This is a genomic window from Sinomonas halotolerans (assembly GCF_039615075.1).
GTDB classification, from domain to species: Bacteria; Actinomycetota; Actinomycetes; order Actinomycetales; family Micrococcaceae; genus Sinomonas; species Sinomonas halotolerans.
Map to the genome: position 1 here is coordinate 86,829 of NZ_JBDFRB010000006.1, position 15,740 is coordinate 102,568.

At 70.9% G+C, this 15,740-nt stretch carries 15 protein-coding genes; 3 read left to right on the plus strand and 12 right to left on the minus strand.

All coding sequences use genetic code 11. The annotated features are described in order from the left end of the window. Window positions 1–110 precede the first annotated feature (110 nt). The 4 genes from nrdF to nrdH are packed head-to-tail and all read right to left on the minus strand — an operon-like array spanning window position 111 to window position 4,042. A complete protein-coding gene (gene nrdF / locus ABCQ75_RS08850; protein WP_345884816.1) occupies window positions 111–1,088 on the minus strand; it encodes a class 1b ribonucleoside-diphosphate reductase subunit beta in 978 nt (325 codons plus the stop codon). A gap of 37 nt (window positions 1,089–1,125) precedes the next feature. After that, window positions 1,126–3,297, minus strand: a complete 2,172-nt coding sequence (nrdE, locus tag ABCQ75_RS08855; RefSeq protein ID WP_427916071.1) for a class 1b ribonucleoside-diphosphate reductase subunit alpha — start codon at window positions 3,295–3,297, stop codon at window positions 1,126–1,128. Further along, entirely contained in the window at window positions 3,267–3,752 is a 486-nt protein-coding gene (gene nrdI / locus ABCQ75_RS08860; RefSeq protein ID WP_345884817.1) for a class Ib ribonucleoside-diphosphate reductase assembly flavoprotein NrdI, read from the minus strand. The genes nrdE and nrdI overlap by 31 nt, the downstream gene beginning before the upstream one ends. Window positions 3,753–3,784: 32 nt before the next feature. Beyond that, window positions 3,785–4,042 (minus strand): glutaredoxin-like protein NrdH, encoded by a 258-nt coding sequence (gene nrdH, locus ABCQ75_RS08865; RefSeq protein ID WP_345884818.1) that lies wholly within the window; start codon window positions 4,040–4,042, stop codon window positions 3,785–3,787. Window positions 4,043–4,415: 373 nt separating this feature from the next. On the opposite strand from nrdH, the gene ABCQ75_RS08870 reads away from it, so the two are divergent. The 3 genes from ABCQ75_RS08870 (at window position 4,416) to ABCQ75_RS08880 (ending at window position 6,814) form a co-directional block, all read left to right on the plus strand. Continuing rightward, window positions 4,416–5,339: a LysR family transcriptional regulator gene (locus ABCQ75_RS08870; protein WP_345884819.1), complete on the plus strand. Its 924-nt coding sequence runs from the start codon at window positions 4,416–4,418 to the stop codon at window positions 5,337–5,339. Between the two features lie 10 nt (window positions 5,340–5,349). Further along, window positions 5,350–6,249 (plus strand): DUF72 domain-containing protein, encoded by a 900-nt coding sequence (locus tag ABCQ75_RS08875; protein WP_345884820.1) that lies wholly within the window; start codon window positions 5,350–5,352, stop codon window positions 6,247–6,249. 61 nt (window positions 6,250–6,310) lie between these two features. Continuing rightward, the gene (locus ABCQ75_RS08880; RefSeq protein WP_345884821.1) at window positions 6,311–6,814 is read left to right on the plus strand and encodes a DUF2004 domain-containing protein; all 504 of its coding nucleotides are present in this window, start codon (window positions 6,311–6,313) and stop codon (window positions 6,812–6,814) included. 82 nt (window positions 6,815–6,896) lie between these two features. Here the strand turns inward: ABCQ75_RS08880 and metE are convergent, their stop codons facing one another. The 8 genes from metE to ABCQ75_RS08920 form a co-directional block, all read right to left on the minus strand. Beyond that, entirely contained in the window at window positions 6,897–9,272 is a 2,376-nt protein-coding gene (gene metE, locus ABCQ75_RS08885) for a 5-methyltetrahydropteroyltriglutamate--homocysteine S-methyltransferase (protein ID WP_345884823.1), read from the minus strand. A 31-nt stretch (window positions 9,273–9,303) separates the two neighbouring features. Beyond that, a complete protein-coding gene (locus ABCQ75_RS08890) occupies window positions 9,304–10,254 on the minus strand; it encodes a methylenetetrahydrofolate reductase (RefSeq protein WP_345884825.1) in 951 nt (316 codons plus the stop codon). Between the two features lie 319 nt (window positions 10,255–10,573). Further along, a complete protein-coding gene (locus tag ABCQ75_RS08895) occupies window positions 10,574–11,395 on the minus strand; it encodes a tetratricopeptide repeat protein (protein ID WP_345884826.1) in 822 nt (273 codons plus the stop codon). Beyond that, a complete protein-coding gene (locus ABCQ75_RS08900; protein WP_345884828.1) occupies window positions 11,392–12,387 on the minus strand; it encodes a VWA domain-containing protein in 996 nt (331 codons plus the stop codon). The genes ABCQ75_RS08895 and ABCQ75_RS08900 overlap by 4 nt, the downstream gene beginning before the upstream one ends. After that, the gene (locus ABCQ75_RS08905; RefSeq protein WP_345884829.1) at window positions 12,384–13,367 is read right to left on the minus strand and encodes a vWA domain-containing protein; all 984 of its coding nucleotides are present in this window, start codon (window positions 13,365–13,367) and stop codon (window positions 12,384–12,386) included. The genes ABCQ75_RS08900 and ABCQ75_RS08905 overlap by 4 nt, the downstream gene beginning before the upstream one ends. Continuing rightward, window positions 13,358–13,822 carry a hypothetical protein gene (locus ABCQ75_RS08910; protein ID WP_345884831.1) on the minus strand — a complete coding sequence of 155 codons (465 nt, stop codon included), beginning with the start codon at window positions 13,820–13,822 and terminating at the stop codon, window positions 13,358–13,360. Before ABCQ75_RS08910 ends, ABCQ75_RS08905 begins: the two co-directional genes overlap by 10 nt. Then, window positions 13,812–14,693 (minus strand): DUF58 domain-containing protein, encoded by an 882-nt coding sequence (locus ABCQ75_RS08915; RefSeq protein ID WP_345884833.1) that lies wholly within the window; start codon window positions 14,691–14,693, stop codon window positions 13,812–13,814. Before ABCQ75_RS08915 ends, ABCQ75_RS08910 begins: the two co-directional genes overlap by 11 nt. A gap of 8 nt (window positions 14,694–14,701) precedes the next feature. Then, entirely contained in the window at window positions 14,702–15,709 is a 1,008-nt protein-coding gene (locus ABCQ75_RS08920) for an AAA family ATPase (RefSeq protein WP_345884835.1), read from the minus strand. Between the last annotated feature and the right edge of the window lie 31 nt (window positions 15,710–15,740).

Consider the following 15,740-nt stretch of genomic DNA (forward strand, 5'->3'; position numbering starts at 1 on the left):
CCCCCCGCCCGCCTGGGGGGGGGGGGCCGGGGGGGGGGGGGGGCGGGGGGCCCCCCCCCCCCCCCCCCGCTTTTCTGCGACCGGGCACCTGGGTGCCCGGTGGACTCAGCTCAGAAGTCCCAATCCTCGTCCTCGGTGTTCACGGCCTTGCCGATCACATAGCTCGAGCCGGAGCCGGAGAAGAAATCGTGGTTCTCGTCCGCGTTGGGGCTCAGCGCCGAGAGGATCGCCGGGTTCACGTCCGTGACGGAGGACGGGAACATGGCCTCGTAGCCGAGGTTCATGAGCGCCTTGTTGGCGTTGTAGTGCAGGAACTTCTTGACGTCCTCGGACAGGCCGACGGAGTCGTAGAGGTCGTGCGTGTACTGGACCTCGTTCTCGTACAGCTCGAAGAGCAGCTCGAACGTGTAGTCCTTGATCTCCTGGCGCTTCTCCTCCGAGACCTTCTCGAGGCCCTTCTGGAACTTGTAGCCGATGTAGTAGCCGTGGACTGCCTCGTCGCGGATGATGAGGCGGATGAGGTCGGCGGTGTTCGTGAGCTTGGCACGGGACGACCAGTACATCGGCAGGTAGAAGCCCGAGTAGAACAGGAAGCTCTCGAGCAGGGTCGAGGCGACCTTGCGCTTGAGCGGCTCGTCGCCACGGTAGTAGTCCATGACGATGTGGGCCTTGCGCTGGAGGTTCTCGTTCTCGACGCTCCACCGGAACGCGTCGTCGATCTCCTTGGTCGAGCACAGGGTCGAGAAGATCGACGAGTAGCTCTTGGCGTGGACCGACTCCATGAACGCGATGTTCGTGTAGACGGCCTCCTCATGCGGCGTGACCGCATCGGGGATGAGGCTCACAGCGCCCACCGTGCCCTGGATCGTGTCCAGGAGGGTCAGCCCCGTGAAGACCCGCATCGTGAGCTGCTGCTCCTGCGGTGTGAGGGTGCCCCACGACTGGACGTCGTTGGAGAGCGGCACCTTCTCGGGCAGCCAGAAGTTGTTCACGAGGCGGTTCCACACCTCGACGTCCTTGTCGTCCTGGATCCGGTTCCAGTTGATCGCCTGGACGTGGTCGAGGAGCTTGAGCTTCTCGGCGGTCATGGCCTGTCCTTTCGAAGAGTGTGAGATCCGACTACCACTAGAGCATGCAGCTGACGCAGCCCTCCACCTCGGTCCCCTCGAGGGCGAGCTGGCGGAGGCGGATGTAGTAGAGCGTCTTGATGCCCTTGCGCCACGCATAGATCTGGGCCTTGTTGATGTCGCGCGTCGTGGCGGTGTCCTTGAAGAACAGGGTGAGCGAGAGGCCCTGGTCCACGTGCTGGGTCGCGGCCGCGTAGGTGTCGATGATCTTCTCGTAGCCGATCTCGTACGCGTCCTGGTAGTACTCGAGGTTGTCGTTCGTCAGGTACGGCGCCGGGTAGTACACACGCCCGATCTTGCCTTCCTTGCGGATCTCGATCTTCGAGGCCACCGGGTGGATCGAGGACGTGGAGTTGTTGATGTAGCTGATCGAGCCGGTCGGCGGGACCGCCTGGAGGTTCTGGTTGTAGATGCCGTGGGCCATGACCTCGGCCTTGAGCGCGCGCCAGTCCTCCTGCGTGGGGATGTGCACGTTAGCGAAGAGCTCCCGGACCTTCTCAGTCTGCGGCACCCACTCCTGGTCCGTGTACTTGTCGAAGAACTCGCCGGAGGCGTACTTCGACTGCTCGAACCCACCGAACGCCTGGCCGTGCTCCTTCGCGAGCAGGTTCGAGGCCCGAAGCGCGTGGTACAGCACGGTGTAGAAGTAGATGTTCGTGAAGTCCAGGCCCTCCTCGGAGCCGTAGTGGACCCGCTCGCGGGCAAGGTAGCCGTGGAGGTTCATCTGCCCGAGGCCGATCGCGTGGGACTGGGAGTTGCCCTCCGCCACCGACGGCACCGACTCGATGTAGCTCATGTCCGAAACGGCCGAGAGCGCGCGGATGGCGGTCTCGATGGAGAGGCCGAAGTCCTCCGAGTCCATCGTCCTGGCGATGTTCATCGACCCCAGGTTGCACGAGATGTCCTTGCCCACCTGCGCGTAGGAGAGGTCCTCGTTGTAGAGGGACGGAGACGAGACCTGGAGGATCTCCGAGCACAGGTTGCTCATGGTCACCTTGCCGGCGATCGGGTTGGCCCTGTTCACCGTGTCCTCGAACATGATGTACGGGTAGCCCGACTCGAACTGGATCTCGGCGAGGGTCTGGAAGAACTCGCGCGCGTTGATCTTGGTCTTCTTGATCCGCGCGTCGTCCACCATCTCGTAGTACTTCTCGGTGACGGAGACGTCGGAGAACGGCATGCCGTAGACGCGCTCAACGTCGTACGGCGAGAAGAGGTACATGTCCTCGTTCTTCTTCGCGAGCTCGAACGTGATGTCTGGGATCACGACGCCGAGCGAGAGGGTCTTGATGCGGATCTTCTCGTCCGCGTTCTCGCGCTTGGTGTCGAGGAAGCGGTAGATGTCCGGGTGGTGCGCGTGGAGGTACACCGCGCCGGCGCCCTGACGGGCTCCGAGCTGGTTCGCGTAGGAGAAGGAGTCCTCGAGGAGCTTCATGACGGGGATGACGCCGGAGGACTGGTTCTCGATCTGCTTGATCGGTGCGCCGTGCTCGCGGATGTTGGTCAGCGAGAGGGCCACGCCGCCGCCGCGCTTGGACAGCTGCAGCGCGGAGTTGATGCCGCGGGCGATCGACTCCATGTTGTCCTCGATGCGCAGCAGGAAGCACGAGACGAGCTCGCCGCGCTGCTTCTTGCCCGCGTTGAGGAAGGTGGGCGTGGCCGGCTGGAAGCGGCCGGCGATGATCTCGTCGACGAGCTGGACCGCGAGCTGCTCGTCGCCGCGCGCGAGGTGCAGGGCGACCATGCACACGCGGTCCTCGTAGCGCTCGAGGTAGCGCTTCCCGTCGAACGTCTTGAGCGTGTACGACGTGTAGAACTTGAACGCGCCGAGGAACGTCTCGAAGCGGAACTTCTTCCGGTACGCCCGGCTCCAGAGGTCGCGCACGAAGTTCATCGTGTACTGGTCGAGGGTCTCGCGCTCGTAGTAGTCGTTCTTGATCAGGTACTCGAGCTTCTCATCCAGGTCGTGGAAGAACACCGTGTTGGTGTTCACGTGCTGGAGGAAGTACTGCCGCGCCGCGGCCCGGTCGGCGTCGAACTGGATCCGGCCGTCCTCGCCGTAGAGGTTCAGCATGGCGTTGAGCTCGTGGTAGCCCAGGCCCTTGAACTTCGCGGGGAGCTCCTTGGGGTCCACCGGCGCTACGTCCGCGGATGCGAGAGTCGTGTCCAAAATTCGTCCAGTCCCTTCGTGACCCGGGCCACGTCGTCCGGCGTGCCCATGAGTTCGAATCGGTAGAGGTGGGGAACGCCGCACTTGACGGCGACGATGTCGCCCGCTGCGCAGTAGTTGTCCCCGAAGTTCGTGTTGCCCGCGCTGATGACCCCTCGGATGAGGGACCTGTTCTGCGGGTCGTTGAGGAATCTGATGACCTGCTTGGGCACCGAGCCTGCTCCCCCGGTGCCGCCGTAGGTCGGCACGATGAGGACGAACGGTTCCGTCGCGCGGATCGGAGGGTCGTTCGGGTGGAGCGGGATGCGCTCGGCCTCGAGCCCGAGCTTCCCCACGAAGCGGTGGGTGTTGCCCGAGGCGGAGGAGAAGTAGATGAGGCGGCTCGAGACCGGCCGCGCTGCGGGAGGGGATCCCGCAGCCGCGCCGGTCCCCGTCGCAGTGACCGGGGAAGTCATCCCCGCACCCCCTGGGAAGAGACCGGCGGCGGTCAGGCGACCGCGCTCGACGCGGTGGACCCGGCGCCCTGCTGGATCCCCGCGATCTTGTCGGGACGGAAGCCGGACCAGTGGTCCGCGTCCGTCACGACGACCGGCGCCTGCATGTAGCCCATGGCCTTGAGGCGCTCGAGCGCCTCGGGATCCTGGGTGACATCGACGCTCTCGTAGGCGATGCCCTTCTTGTCGAGGGCTCGGTAGGTCGCGTTGCACTGGACGCACGCCGGCTTCGTGTAGACCGTGACGTTCATGGTTGTGTTCCCCTCCTGCGAAAAGTCCTTCTCGGCCGGGCGATCACTGCACCTCTCCCGCTCTGCGGGCGGCCCATAGTCCGGAGCACCTCGGCTGCCTCGATACTACATCTTGTGCGCGTCGCAGCTTGGAACCCCTAGATGTTGTCTTACAAGTATGTCATTACACGGCGTCTGAGTCCACACGAAACCCACAGGGACCGTGCTTTCCCAGGCCCGGATTCACGCGGTTCGCAGACCGTGGTCCACAGGCTGTGGAGGCGTGGATGCACACTCGGATCCGCCGGTGTGTCGTTAATCTCCCGGCGTGTCGTGGCGTGTCGTAGGCTGAACCGCGTGCCGGGCACGAACCGGCCGCGAGAGGAGGCCGCACATGGTCAGCCCCATCCACCTCACGACCCTCCTCGAGGTCGTGAGGCAGGGCTCATTCGCCGCAGCGGCCGAGCGGCTCGGCTACACGCCTTCGGCCGTCTCACAGCAGATGGCGGCGCTCGAGCGGGAGACCGGCGTCGCCCTCTTCCAGCGCAGCGCGAGGAGCATCGTCCCCACCGAGGCCGCCGTGGTGATGACCCGGCATGCCGCCAAGGTCCTGACCGACATCGACGCTCTCCTGGCCGCCACCGCGCGCGCAGCGGAGGCTGCGGGCCGCGAGCTGAGGCTGGGGACCTTCCCCAGCCTCGCGACCTACGTCCTCCCCGCGGTGATGCGCAGCGAACGGTGGCGGCGCCTCGGGATCGACCTGCACGTCTCGGTCGCGGAACCGGGCCAGGCCATCCAGGGCCTCCGCGCAGGCGGGGAGCTCGACGTCGTCCTCGTCTACCAGGTCGGACAGACCGGGCTCGCATGGCCCCACAGCATGGACCGCCAGTGGGTCGGCGACGACGCCTTCCGCGTCGTGGTGCCGGCGGGGTGGGGCATCGCCGAGGGCTCGACCGTCACTGCGGACCAGCTCGGCGGGATGCCGTGGATTGTGCACCATCCGGGCACGGCCGACGCGACGGTGATCGACCGGCTCTTCGCGAGCTTCGGGATGCATCCGCGGATCGTCGGCTACAGCGACGACTTCAACGCAAGCCTCGGCCTCGCCGCGGCGGGGCTCGGGGCAGCGCTCGTGCCCGAGCTCGCCCTGCGGGCCAGGCCGGAAGGGGTGGCCGTCATCGACGTTCCCGAGATCCGCCTCGCGCGCAACATCTTCGCACTCCGTCTCTCGGGCCAGCGCGACACGCATGTGGGACTCTTCCTCGACCTGGTCGCCGAGACGCTCGCCGCCCTCGCCCCCTACGGGGCCAGAAAGTAGGGCCGGCAGCATGGGACACCGCGACGGCTCGGGCCCCGGGTCAACCGTGGGTGATGTGGGCACGGCGGGCGCAGAGGGCCTGGGGACCACTGGACGCGGCCGTGCCTGGGTCGGTGTGTCCGGCTGGAGCTACCGCAGCTGGCGCGGGGACTTCTATCCGGCCGGGCTCCGCCAGGCCGACGAGCTCGCCTACGCCGCCGAGCGGATGACCTCAGTAGAGCTCAACGGATCCTTCTACTCGCTCCAGCGTCCGTCCTCCTACCGCACGTGGCGCGACGCGACTCCCGCACGGTTCCCTCTGGCTGTCAAGGGAGGCCGCTACATCACCCACATGCTCCGGCTCCGCGACCCCGGGACCGCCCTTGCGAACTTCTTCGCCTCCGGGGTGCTCGCGCTCGGCGACCGGCTCGGGCCCATCCTGTGGCAGCTCCCGGAGACCCTGCCGTTCGACCCGGACCTGGTCGGCGCCTTCACCGCCCTCCTCCCCCGGACGACCGCAGCGGCGGCAGAGTCGGCGTCAGGCCACAGCGACAGGCTCCCCGCCGAGCGCGCCCTCACGACCGCCGAACTCGACGTCCCGGTCCTGCACGCCCTCGAGCCGCGCCACGCGAGCTTCGACTCCGAAGAGGCCCGCTCCTTCCTCGCCGAGCGAGGCCTGTGCACCGTGGTGGCCGACAGTGCCGGGAGGTGGCCGACAATGCGGGACGAGACCGGCCCGTTCCGGTACGTGCGGCTCCACGGAGAGCGGGAGCTGTACCGCGGCGGGTACTCTCCCCAGGCCCTCGAGGCCTGGGCGGGGCGCATCCGGGAGTGGACCGCGGAGGGCCTCGACGTCTACGTCTACTTCGACAACGACGCCGATGGGCGGGCCCCGTACGACGCGATGGCGCTCATCGGGCTCCTCGCCTGAGCCGCCCGCATCCGCGCCGGGCATGCTGGCCACCCGCGCAGGCCGGGGCTATCTTTTAGTCATGGAGACGGCAGTGAGCAGGCATTTCGGCGAGATAGCCCTCACACCGGCAGGTGAGCGGCTCATCTCGGGCAGCTACGAGTTCGACGGGCGCAGGATCGACCTCGACCTGTGCCTCGGCGAGCACGACCACCTCGACGAGGCAGCCCTGCACAAAGTCGACTACCGCCTCCGGTTCCTGCCCGAGCTCGTCGAGTCGGCACGGGAGCGGATCGGCCAGACCCTCGAGGACGAGGAGTCGGCGGCGCTCGAGTACATGCACTTCCACCGGGAGAACCTCAAGAACGGCAGGGTCCGCGAGGTGTTCGGCGTCGACACGCCGGCGGAGATCGACGAGGACCGCTTCGTCTCTGCGCTCAGGCTCGCGAGGATCGACATCTTCCCAGGCCAGCCCGAACGCTACTTCGTCCTCGGCTTCACCCTCGGCGAGGGCTTCACGGACGAGGTCCTCGAGGCAGCGGCAGACGAGGACGGGGTAGTCGACGACGAGGTCGTCTGGAGCTGACGGCACCTCCCGCGCGCCGCCCCTTCGCATGGCCGAGGCCCTGCGCGTCCGACGCGCAGGGCCTCAGCTGGCGGGGGCTGGCTCAGGCCTTGGCGGCCAGGCCGTCCTCGGCCACGTGCGCGCGGGCCGTCTTCGCAGCACCCACGAGATTGCGCAGCGAGTCCTCGGTCTCCGCGTAGCCACGGGTCTTGAGGCCGCAGTCCGGGTTGACCCAGAGCTGGCGCGCGGGGACGTGCTCGACAGCGGTCTTGAGCAGTTCCTCGATCTCGCCCTGGCCGGGGACGCGCGGCGAGTGGATGTCGTACACGCCCGGTCCGACGCCGCGGCCGAAGCCGTGGGCCTCGAGGTCGTTGACCACCTCCATGCGCGAGCGGGCGGCCTCGATCGAGGTCACGTCGGCGTCGAGGCCGTCGATCGCGTCGATGATGACGCCGAACTCCGAGTAGCACAGGTGCGTGTGCACCTGCGTCGAGTCCTGGGCGCCGGCCGTGGCGAGGCGGAAGGACTTGACCGACCAGTCGAGGTACGCCGGCTGGTCCGCCTTGCGCAGCGGGAGCAGCTCGCGCAGGGCCGGCTCGTCGACCTGGATGACCTTGATGCCCGCGGCCTCGAGGTCGGCGATCTCGTCGCGCAGGGCGAGGGCCACCTGGTTGGCGGTCTCCGCGAGCGGCTGGTCGTCGCGCACGAAGGACCAGGCGAGGATCGTCACCGGGCCGGTGAGCATGCCCTTCATCGGCTTGTCCGTGAGGGACTGGGCGTACTCGGCCCACGGGACCGTGATCGGGGCCGGCCGGGAGACGTCGCCCCAGAGGATCGACGGGCGCGTGCAGCGCGAGCCGTAGGACTGGACCCAGCCGTGGACCGTGACGTCGAAGCCGTCGAGGTTCTCGGCGAAGTACTGGACCATGTCGTTGCGCTCGGGCTCGCCGTGCACGAGGACGTCGAAGCCGAGCTCCTCCTGGAGGTCGACGACACGCTTGATCTCGTCCTTCATGAGCTTCTCGTACTCGGCCGCGTCGATCGCGCCCTTGTTCAGGCGGGCGCGGGCGCCGCGGACCTCGGCGGTCTGCGGGAAGGAGCCGATCGTCGTCGTCGGCAGCGGCGGGAGGTGGAGGACGGCGTCCTGCGCCGCGGCGCGCGTGACGAAGGCCGGGCGGGAGAAGTCCGCGTCGGTGAGGGCGGCGGTGCGCTCGCGGACCTCGGGGCGGCGGACGTCGGGGGCCTCGGCGCGCGATGCGATGACCCGGGTGGCCTCCTCGATGGCGCCTGCGGCGGAGGCCGGGTCGGCGAGGTACGAGGCGAGGACGGCGACCTCACGGACCTTCTGGTCGGCGAACGCGAGCCAGCTGCGCAGCTGGGCGTCGAGCTGGGTCTCCTCCTCGACGTCATGCGGGACGTGGAAGGTCGAGGTCGAGGTCGCGACGGCGACCGCGAAGCCGTGCTCGGCGCCGGCAGCCTTGAGGGCGTCGAGCTTCTGGGCCGAGGCGGCGAGGTCGTTGCGCCAGATGTTGTGGCCGTCGACGAAGCCGGCGACGACGGTCTTGCCCGCGAAGGCGGCCAGCTCGGCGGCCGAGGGCAGTGCGCCCTTGAAGAGGTCGAGGGCCACGGCCTCCACGCCGGTCGCGGCGACGGCGGCGGTCTGCTCGCCGAGGCCGCCGTAGGGGGCGGAGAGGAGGATGGCCGGGCGGCCCTCGCCCACGGCGGGAGCCGTGAGGGCGGCGTAGGCGCGCTCGACGGCGGCGCTCAGCTGGGCGCTGGTGGTGCCGGCGGCGTCGTCGCCGTCCGCCACGAGCACCGGCTCGTCCAGCTGGACCCACTCGGCGCCCGCGGCGGCGAGGCGCTCGAGGAGCTCGGCGTAGACCGGGAGGACGTCCTCGAGGCGGGACAGCGGCGAGAAGCCCTCCGGGGCGTCGTCGGAGGCCTTGGAGAGAGCCAGGAAGGTCACGGGGCCCACAAGGTACGGGCGGGTCACGGTGCCATTGGCCTTGGCGAGGGCGAACTCGTCGACGACGCGCTCGGAGGAGAGCGAGAAGGAAGTCTCCGGGCCGACCTCCGGGACGAGGTAGTGGTAGTTCGTGTCGAACCACTTGGTCATCTCGAGCGGCTGCTGCTCGGCGTTGCCGCGGGCGAGCGTGAAGTAGGCGTCGAGGCCGAGGCGGCCGTCGGCGTCGTGCAGCGCGCCGAAGCGGGCGGGGACGGCGCCCAGGGCGACGGCGGTGTCGAGGACCTGGTCGTAGAAGGAGAAGGTCCCCGGGACGGCGGAGGGCTCGGTGAGGCCGAGCTCGGTGAGGCGGGCGGCGGTGCCCAGCTGGATCTGCTCGGCGGCGGCCTGCAGCTCCGCGGCGCTGCTCTTGCCGGCCCAGTAGGCCTCGACGGCCTTCTTGAGCTCGCGGCGGCGGCCGATGCGCGGGTAGCCGAGGATGGTCGCGGACGGGAAGGCAGGGGTCTGCACAGACATGGGTGTGGATCCTTTTGGTCGGAAGTGGAAGTCAGGAGAGCGCGCGGCGGCGCGCGGCGAGCGACGGCCGGGCAGGCCGGGGAAGGTCGAGCCGCGCGAGGACCTCCAGGGCCGCGGCGTGCTCGTTGAACGTGTAGAGGTGGAGGCCGGGTGCTCCCGCCGCGAGGGCCGCCTCGGCGAGCGCTGCGCTCGCCTCGGTGCCGATCCGGCGGACCTCGGCGTCGTCGTCGCCAGCGGCGCGCAGTCGGTCCACGAGGACGGGATCCGGGGAGACGCCGCTCAGGGCGGCGAGCTTCTCGATCCGGCGCAGCGACGTGAGCGGCATGATGCCCGGGATCAGCGGGATGGTCACCCCGGCGCGGCGGGCGCGGTGGACGAGCCCGGAGTACTGCTCGGGGTGGAAGTACACCTGAGTGATGGCGAAGTCGGCACCCGAGCGCTGCTTGGCCAGCAGCACCTCCACGTCGTGGACCTCGCTCGGCGACTCCGGGTGCCTCGTGGGGTACGCGGCGACGCCGATCGCGACCTTCCCGGCGGCGAACTGCGCCGAGCGCCGCAGCTCCACCCGGCGGATGAGCTCGATCAGGTCCTGCGCGTACCGCAGGGCGCCGGCAGGCAGGTGGCCGTCGCGCGGCGTGTCGCCCCGCAGGGCGAGGATGCCGCGCACCCCGCGGTCCAGGAGCTCGTTGACGACCCGGCTGAGCTCCTCCGGGGTGCCGCCGACGCAGGTGAGGTGCGCGAGGGGCCGAAGGGTGGTCTCGAGCTGGAGGCGGTCCACGAGCTCGAGCGCCGTGTCATGGTTCGACCCGCTCGCGCCGTAGGTGACCGAGACGTAGTCCGGGTCCGTGGCCTCGAGCTCGCGGATGGTCGCCCAGAGGGTCGCCGAGGCGGCCTCGCTGCGGGGCGGGAAGAGCTCGTAGGAGAGCGCGACGGGGGCCGTCGACACGGTCGAGGGTGCGTCGATGAGGGTAGGCGGAGACATTTGCATCCTTGGCAGTCCGGTCCGACCCGGGGCCAGGCGGCAGGCCTGGACCGGGCGGTGCGATGTTCAAGAGAGGCAGGGGGCCACGCTGTCCCCGGGCTCCGCCGCGGCTGGACCCGGCACGGGACAGTGGCCCTCTGCGGCAAATGTCAGGCCCGCACGGGGGCACCCACATCCCCAGGAGCGGGGATCGCTGACACGTTGCGAGAGGCAACTTCGGTACGACCCTAGGCCGGGCTCCGATCGGGCATCAAGCGCCCGGGCGCAATATGCAGCAATGTGTCCGAGCATGACGCTGCATGACCCCCGCCGTGCCCGGCTACCAGGGGCGCTCGACCGGGGCATCGGGAGGGCTGTCGAGATAGTCCCGCATCTGCTCGCCCTCGGCCCGCTCCTGCTCCCCCGCGTCCGACTTCCGCTCGAGCTGCTCGAGCAGCTCGCGGCGGGCGCGCTCCTCGTCGCTCTCCCCGGCAGTCCCCTCCCGGGGTGCCGCCTCCCCGGTGGCGGGGGCGTCCTGTCCCGGGCGCGGAGACGGCTCCTGGGAAGGCTCTTGGCCGTTCTGGCCGCCAGAGGGGGCCGGGGCGGCGTCCCCGGCCCCGCTCTTGCCCTCGAGCCGCTCCCCGGCCTCCTCGAGCCGTTCCCCCTGCCCCTGCTGGTTCTGCGGACTCTGAGGTTCGAAGCACCCCTCGGGCGCATCGTCCACGACCGCGGAACCCTCCCCGAAGAGCCGTTCGGCCCCGACGGCGTCGCCGGCTGCCCGGGCGGAGTCCCCCAGCTCCTCGATCGCCAGGACGAGGTTCACGCGGACCGTGCACTCGTCGTCGGCGTCGGTGCGGCGCAGGGCCTCCTCGAACGCGGCGCGGGCCTGCTCGTGCTCGCCGGCAAGGACATGGGCGTCCCCGCGCGCGAACCACGACTTGTGGGTCTCGACGACGTCAGCGAACCCCATGCCGTCCGCGGCGAGGGAGACGCCCGGCCCGTCCTCGGCGTCGAACGCCCAGATCGCCTGCTGCGCGAGCCCGGTCATGAGCAGGAGCTTCGCGGCGACGGCGAGCGCAGCGAGCGAGGGCACCGCGCCCCACGCGAGGAGCACGCGGCGCCGGCGGAGGCGTCTGCTGCGGGCGGCGGGGGGCTCGTTCATGGCCGCCTCCTCGTGGGGAGCGCCTGGGCGAGCGCACGCGCTGAGCGGGCGATCTCCACGAGGGCGAGCCCGAATCCGGCGAGCGCGAACATCCAGTAGAACTCGAAGCGGCCGAACAGCCCGGATTCCTCGGTGGCCCGCAGCTGGCCCGGCGCCGCGGCGGCAAGCGCCTCGTCGACGGGGTCGCCGGGGGCGCGGTGGGCGTAGGGGACCCCGAGCTCCTCGGCGATCGTCCGCAGGGCGGCCTCGTCGATGCGGGACAGCGCGTCCGTGTCCGTAGCGGGGTCCTGGATGAAGTCCTCGCTGCCGTCGGCGAAGGGCGGGTTCTCCCGCATGCGCCCGCCCGAGGACGTCCCGTAGCCGAGGACCGCTCCCCCCTGGACGAGCGCGCGGTCGATGCCGAGCGCCGTGGCCGGCTCCGCGCTCGTCTGCTCGCCGTCGCCGAGGTAGAAGACGATCCGCGGCCGTTCGGGCGCCTCCCGCGCGGAGGCCTCGAGCCGCTCGCGGAGCGCCTCGCCCCCCGCGGAGATGCTCGAGCCCTTCGAGTAGAGCCAGTAGCCGGGGCGCATGACCTCCGCCGCGCTCTCGAGGGCCGAGGGGTCAGAGGTGAGGGGCATCCGCACTGTGCCGCGCGTGTCGAAGGTGACGAGGGCGAACTTGGCGCCCGCGAGGCGTTCGCCGATCGCCGCGATGTCCGCACGCATCCCCTCGAGGCGCTGGGCGCCGGCATAGTCCTCGGCCGTGGAGCTCGTGGAGAGGTCGACGGCGAAGAACACGTTGACCTCGTTCACGGCGGCCTTCGCCTCGGCCCCCGGGACCCCCGGCCGCCATGCCGCCGTGAGGAGGCAGAGCACGAGGGCGGTGCGCAGGATCCAGGCCCGGCGGTCCCGCCCCGCACGCACGGCGCGCCACGCGGGAACCGCGAAGGCGGCGAGGACGAGGACCGTGGCGGCGAGCGTTGCCGCCGCGCCGAGGGCCGGGTGGAGGGTCATGAGCGGATCCTCGCGAGACCCACGGCGAGGACCGCGCCGGCGGCGAGCGCGATGCCGAGGGGCAGGTCCGGCCGGTCCGCGACGAGTCCGCGCGCCGGTCCCTTGGTGGCGGCCGACTCGGTGGCCTGGATCTCGCCGATGATCGTCCGGGCCGCCCTGGGGCTGCGCAGGGGGAAGTACTGCCCGCCGGTGGACTCGGCGGCCCGGCGCAGCTCGAGGGCCTCGTCCTCAGCCGAGGGGCTGCCGAAGTCCGCGGGGTTGAGCGCGTACACCCGCACGCCCTTCGAGGCGGCGAGGTCCGCGGCCTCGGGCAGGGTGAAGACGGGCGTGCCGGCCAGATAGTTGTCGGTGGAGAAGACGATGGACCGGGAGCGCTGCTCCGTGTCCAGCCGGGGGAAGTCCTGGACGCACGCGGCCAGTCCGTCCCCGATGAGCGAGGTGCCGTGGCCGGCCTGCGTCCCCTCGAAGAAGGCCGGGTCGCCTCCCCGCCGGTCGAAGGCCTCCTCGGCGCGCGCGAGCTGCTCCTCGATGTAGGCGTAGTCGTCGGTGAGCGGGAAGACCTGGATGCCGCTCGCGTCGAAGACCGTCATGCCGATCCGCTCGCCGCGGAAGTCCCTCACCATGGACGCGAAGACGTCCACGATAGCGGCGTCTGCCCGGCTCATGGACCCCGAGGCGTCGAGGCACAGCATGATGTCGCGGCTGCGCTGCTCGGGGCGCTGGGCCGAGGTCAGGGCCGGGCGGGCGGCCGCTGCGAGCAGCGCCCCGGCCACGGTGAGGGCGGCGAGCACGACGACGGCGAGCCAGGCGCGCTCGCGGCGCACCAGGCGCTGGTAGCTCGGCAGGGACGCAAGGCGCTCTCCGTGCGCGACCGGGGCGGCGTCGTCGTGCGCGCGCCTGGCCCTGTGCAGCGCGAGGCCGAGGACGGCCGCGGCGGCGAGCGCCCCGGGGACGAGGACCCACGGCTGGATCAGGTCCATGTGCGCACCACCGTCCTGGCGGTCTCGAGCGCGGCGCGGGCGTCTTCGGGCCCGGCAGCCGAGAACTCGCCCGGGTAGAGGCTCTCGACCGCGGCGGCCGCCGCCGGGATGCCCTGGTCGCGCAGTTCCTCGAGGGTCATGCGCGAGGCGCGGATCCCGGTCGCACCCTGGACGAAGTCCCGCACTGCGCCGGAGACCTCCTGGATGGCGCTGCGGGGGCTGATACGGCCCGAGGCGAGGAGCCCCTCGACCTCGTCGATGCGGGCCAGGCACGTGCGGCGGAGGCCCGGCGGCGCGTGGTACAGCGGCACGGGGAGGTCTCCCGTCCTCGGCGCCCGGGTGCTCAGCACCGCATACGCAAACCACACGGCCGCCGCTGCCGCGAGCGCGAGCCCGAGGAACAGCCAGAAGCCCGAGTACCCGAGGGGCCCGTAGAAGGGCTGGTCAGCGGGCACGGCGATGCCTCTCCAGGAGGCGGAAGAGGGCCGGGATGACGTCCTCCGGGGTGTCCGCGTGGACCTCGGCGATCCCGAGCCGCCGGAGCGCCCCGGCGCGCGCCGCGGTCCGCTCGGCCATCAGGCGGCGGTAGTCCTCTTCCACCTCCGGGGCGCGGGCCAAGAGGCTCAGGAGGAGCCCGCCGTCGGCCACGTCCCGCGCGCGTCCGGGGGCGCCCGCGCCGGCGAGCTCGGCGTCGCGCACGGTGAGCCAGAGGATCTCGTGCTGCACGGCGAGGCGGCGCACGAGGGCGGCGTCGCGCTCGTCGAACGCCGCCTCGTCCGCGACGACGAACATGAGGCCCCTCGCGCGCACGGTCCGTACCGCATGGTCCAGCTGGGCGGTGAGGTCGCTGGGACCGGAGCCCGGCCCCGCCGCGCCGTCGAACGCGCGCAGGAGCCGCTCGAGGTGCGCCTCGCCCGAGCGCGGCGCGACGGACTGGGACGACGCCGCGTCCCCGGCGACGAGCGCGACCCGGTCGCCGTGGCGCTGCGCGAGCCAGCCGATCACGCCGAGGGCGAGCAGGGCGATCTCCTTCTTGGGGCCGCCGCCGCGCGCGAGGGCGGACATGTTCCGCCCCGTGTCCGCCACGAGGAGGACGTTCTGGCGGCGCAGGGCCTCGTACCGGGTCACGAGCGGCGCTCCGACGCGGGCCGTGGCCTTCCAGTCGATGTCGCGGACGTCGTCGCCGGGGATGTAGGCCCTCAGGTCGTCGAAGTCGAGGCTGCGCCCGCGGAACGCCGAGCCGTACTGGCCGTCGAGCATGGTCCGCGCCCGCCGGTGGGCGAAGAGGGCCATCGTCGTCCTGACCCGCGTCACGAGGCTCCCCATCACGGTGCCTACGGGGTCGGGACGGCGGCCACGGCCGCGTCGATCACGGACTCGACCGGGACCTGCTCGGCGACCGCCTCGAAGCCGAGGATGACGCGGTGCCGGAGGATCCGGTGGGCGAGGGACTTGACGTCCTCGGGCACCACGTAGTCGCGGCCGGCGAGGAGGGCGGCGGCCCGTGCGGCGGCGCTGAAGGCGATGCTCGCCCGGGGGCTCGCCCCGAACTCGACGAGGGAGGCAAGGCGTGCGTCGATGTACTGCGCGGCGTGGCGCGTCACGTAGGCGATGCCCACGATGTAGCGCACGATCGCGGGGTCGAGGTAGACGCGCCTCGCCGCGTCCTGGAGCGCGCGCACGTCATCGAGCGACGCTGCCGGCGCGGGCTGGCGGCCGGCGTCGAACACGCCGCGGTCGATCCGGGCCAGGACCTCGGCCTCCTCCTCGGGCGTGGGGTAGTCCAGGACGTCCTTGAGCATGAAGCGGTCCATCTGCGCCTCGGGCAGCTGGTAGGTGCCCTCGTGCTCGATCGGGTTCTGCGTGGCGAGCACGAGGAACGGCTCGGGAAGGGGGTGGATCTCGCCGCCGATGCTCGTCTGGCGCTCCTGCATGGCCTCGAGCATGGCGCTCTGGGTCTTCGCGCTGGAGCGGTTGATCTCGTCCAGGAGCACCACGTTGGCGTGGACGGGTCCGAGCTGGGTCCTGAAGACGGCGTCCCGGGCGTCGTACACCTGGGTGCCGACGATGTCGCTCGGCAGGAGGTCCGGCGTGCACTGGATGCGGCGGAACTGCGCCCTGACGGAGTGCGCCAGGGCGGAGGCGGCGGTCGTCTTCGCCAGGCCGGGGACGGACTCGAGAAGGATGTGGCCGCCCGTGAGCAGGCCGATGAGGAGGGTCTGCCGCAGGCGGTGCTGGCCCACCACGACGGCCTCGAACTGTGCCTTGACGGCCGCGACCGTGTCCTGGCTCCAGGCGAGCTCGGCGGCTCCGAGGGGCTCCCTCTCCTTCTGCTGCAGCACCGTCTCCCCCTCCTGTGCGCGGGCGGCAGGC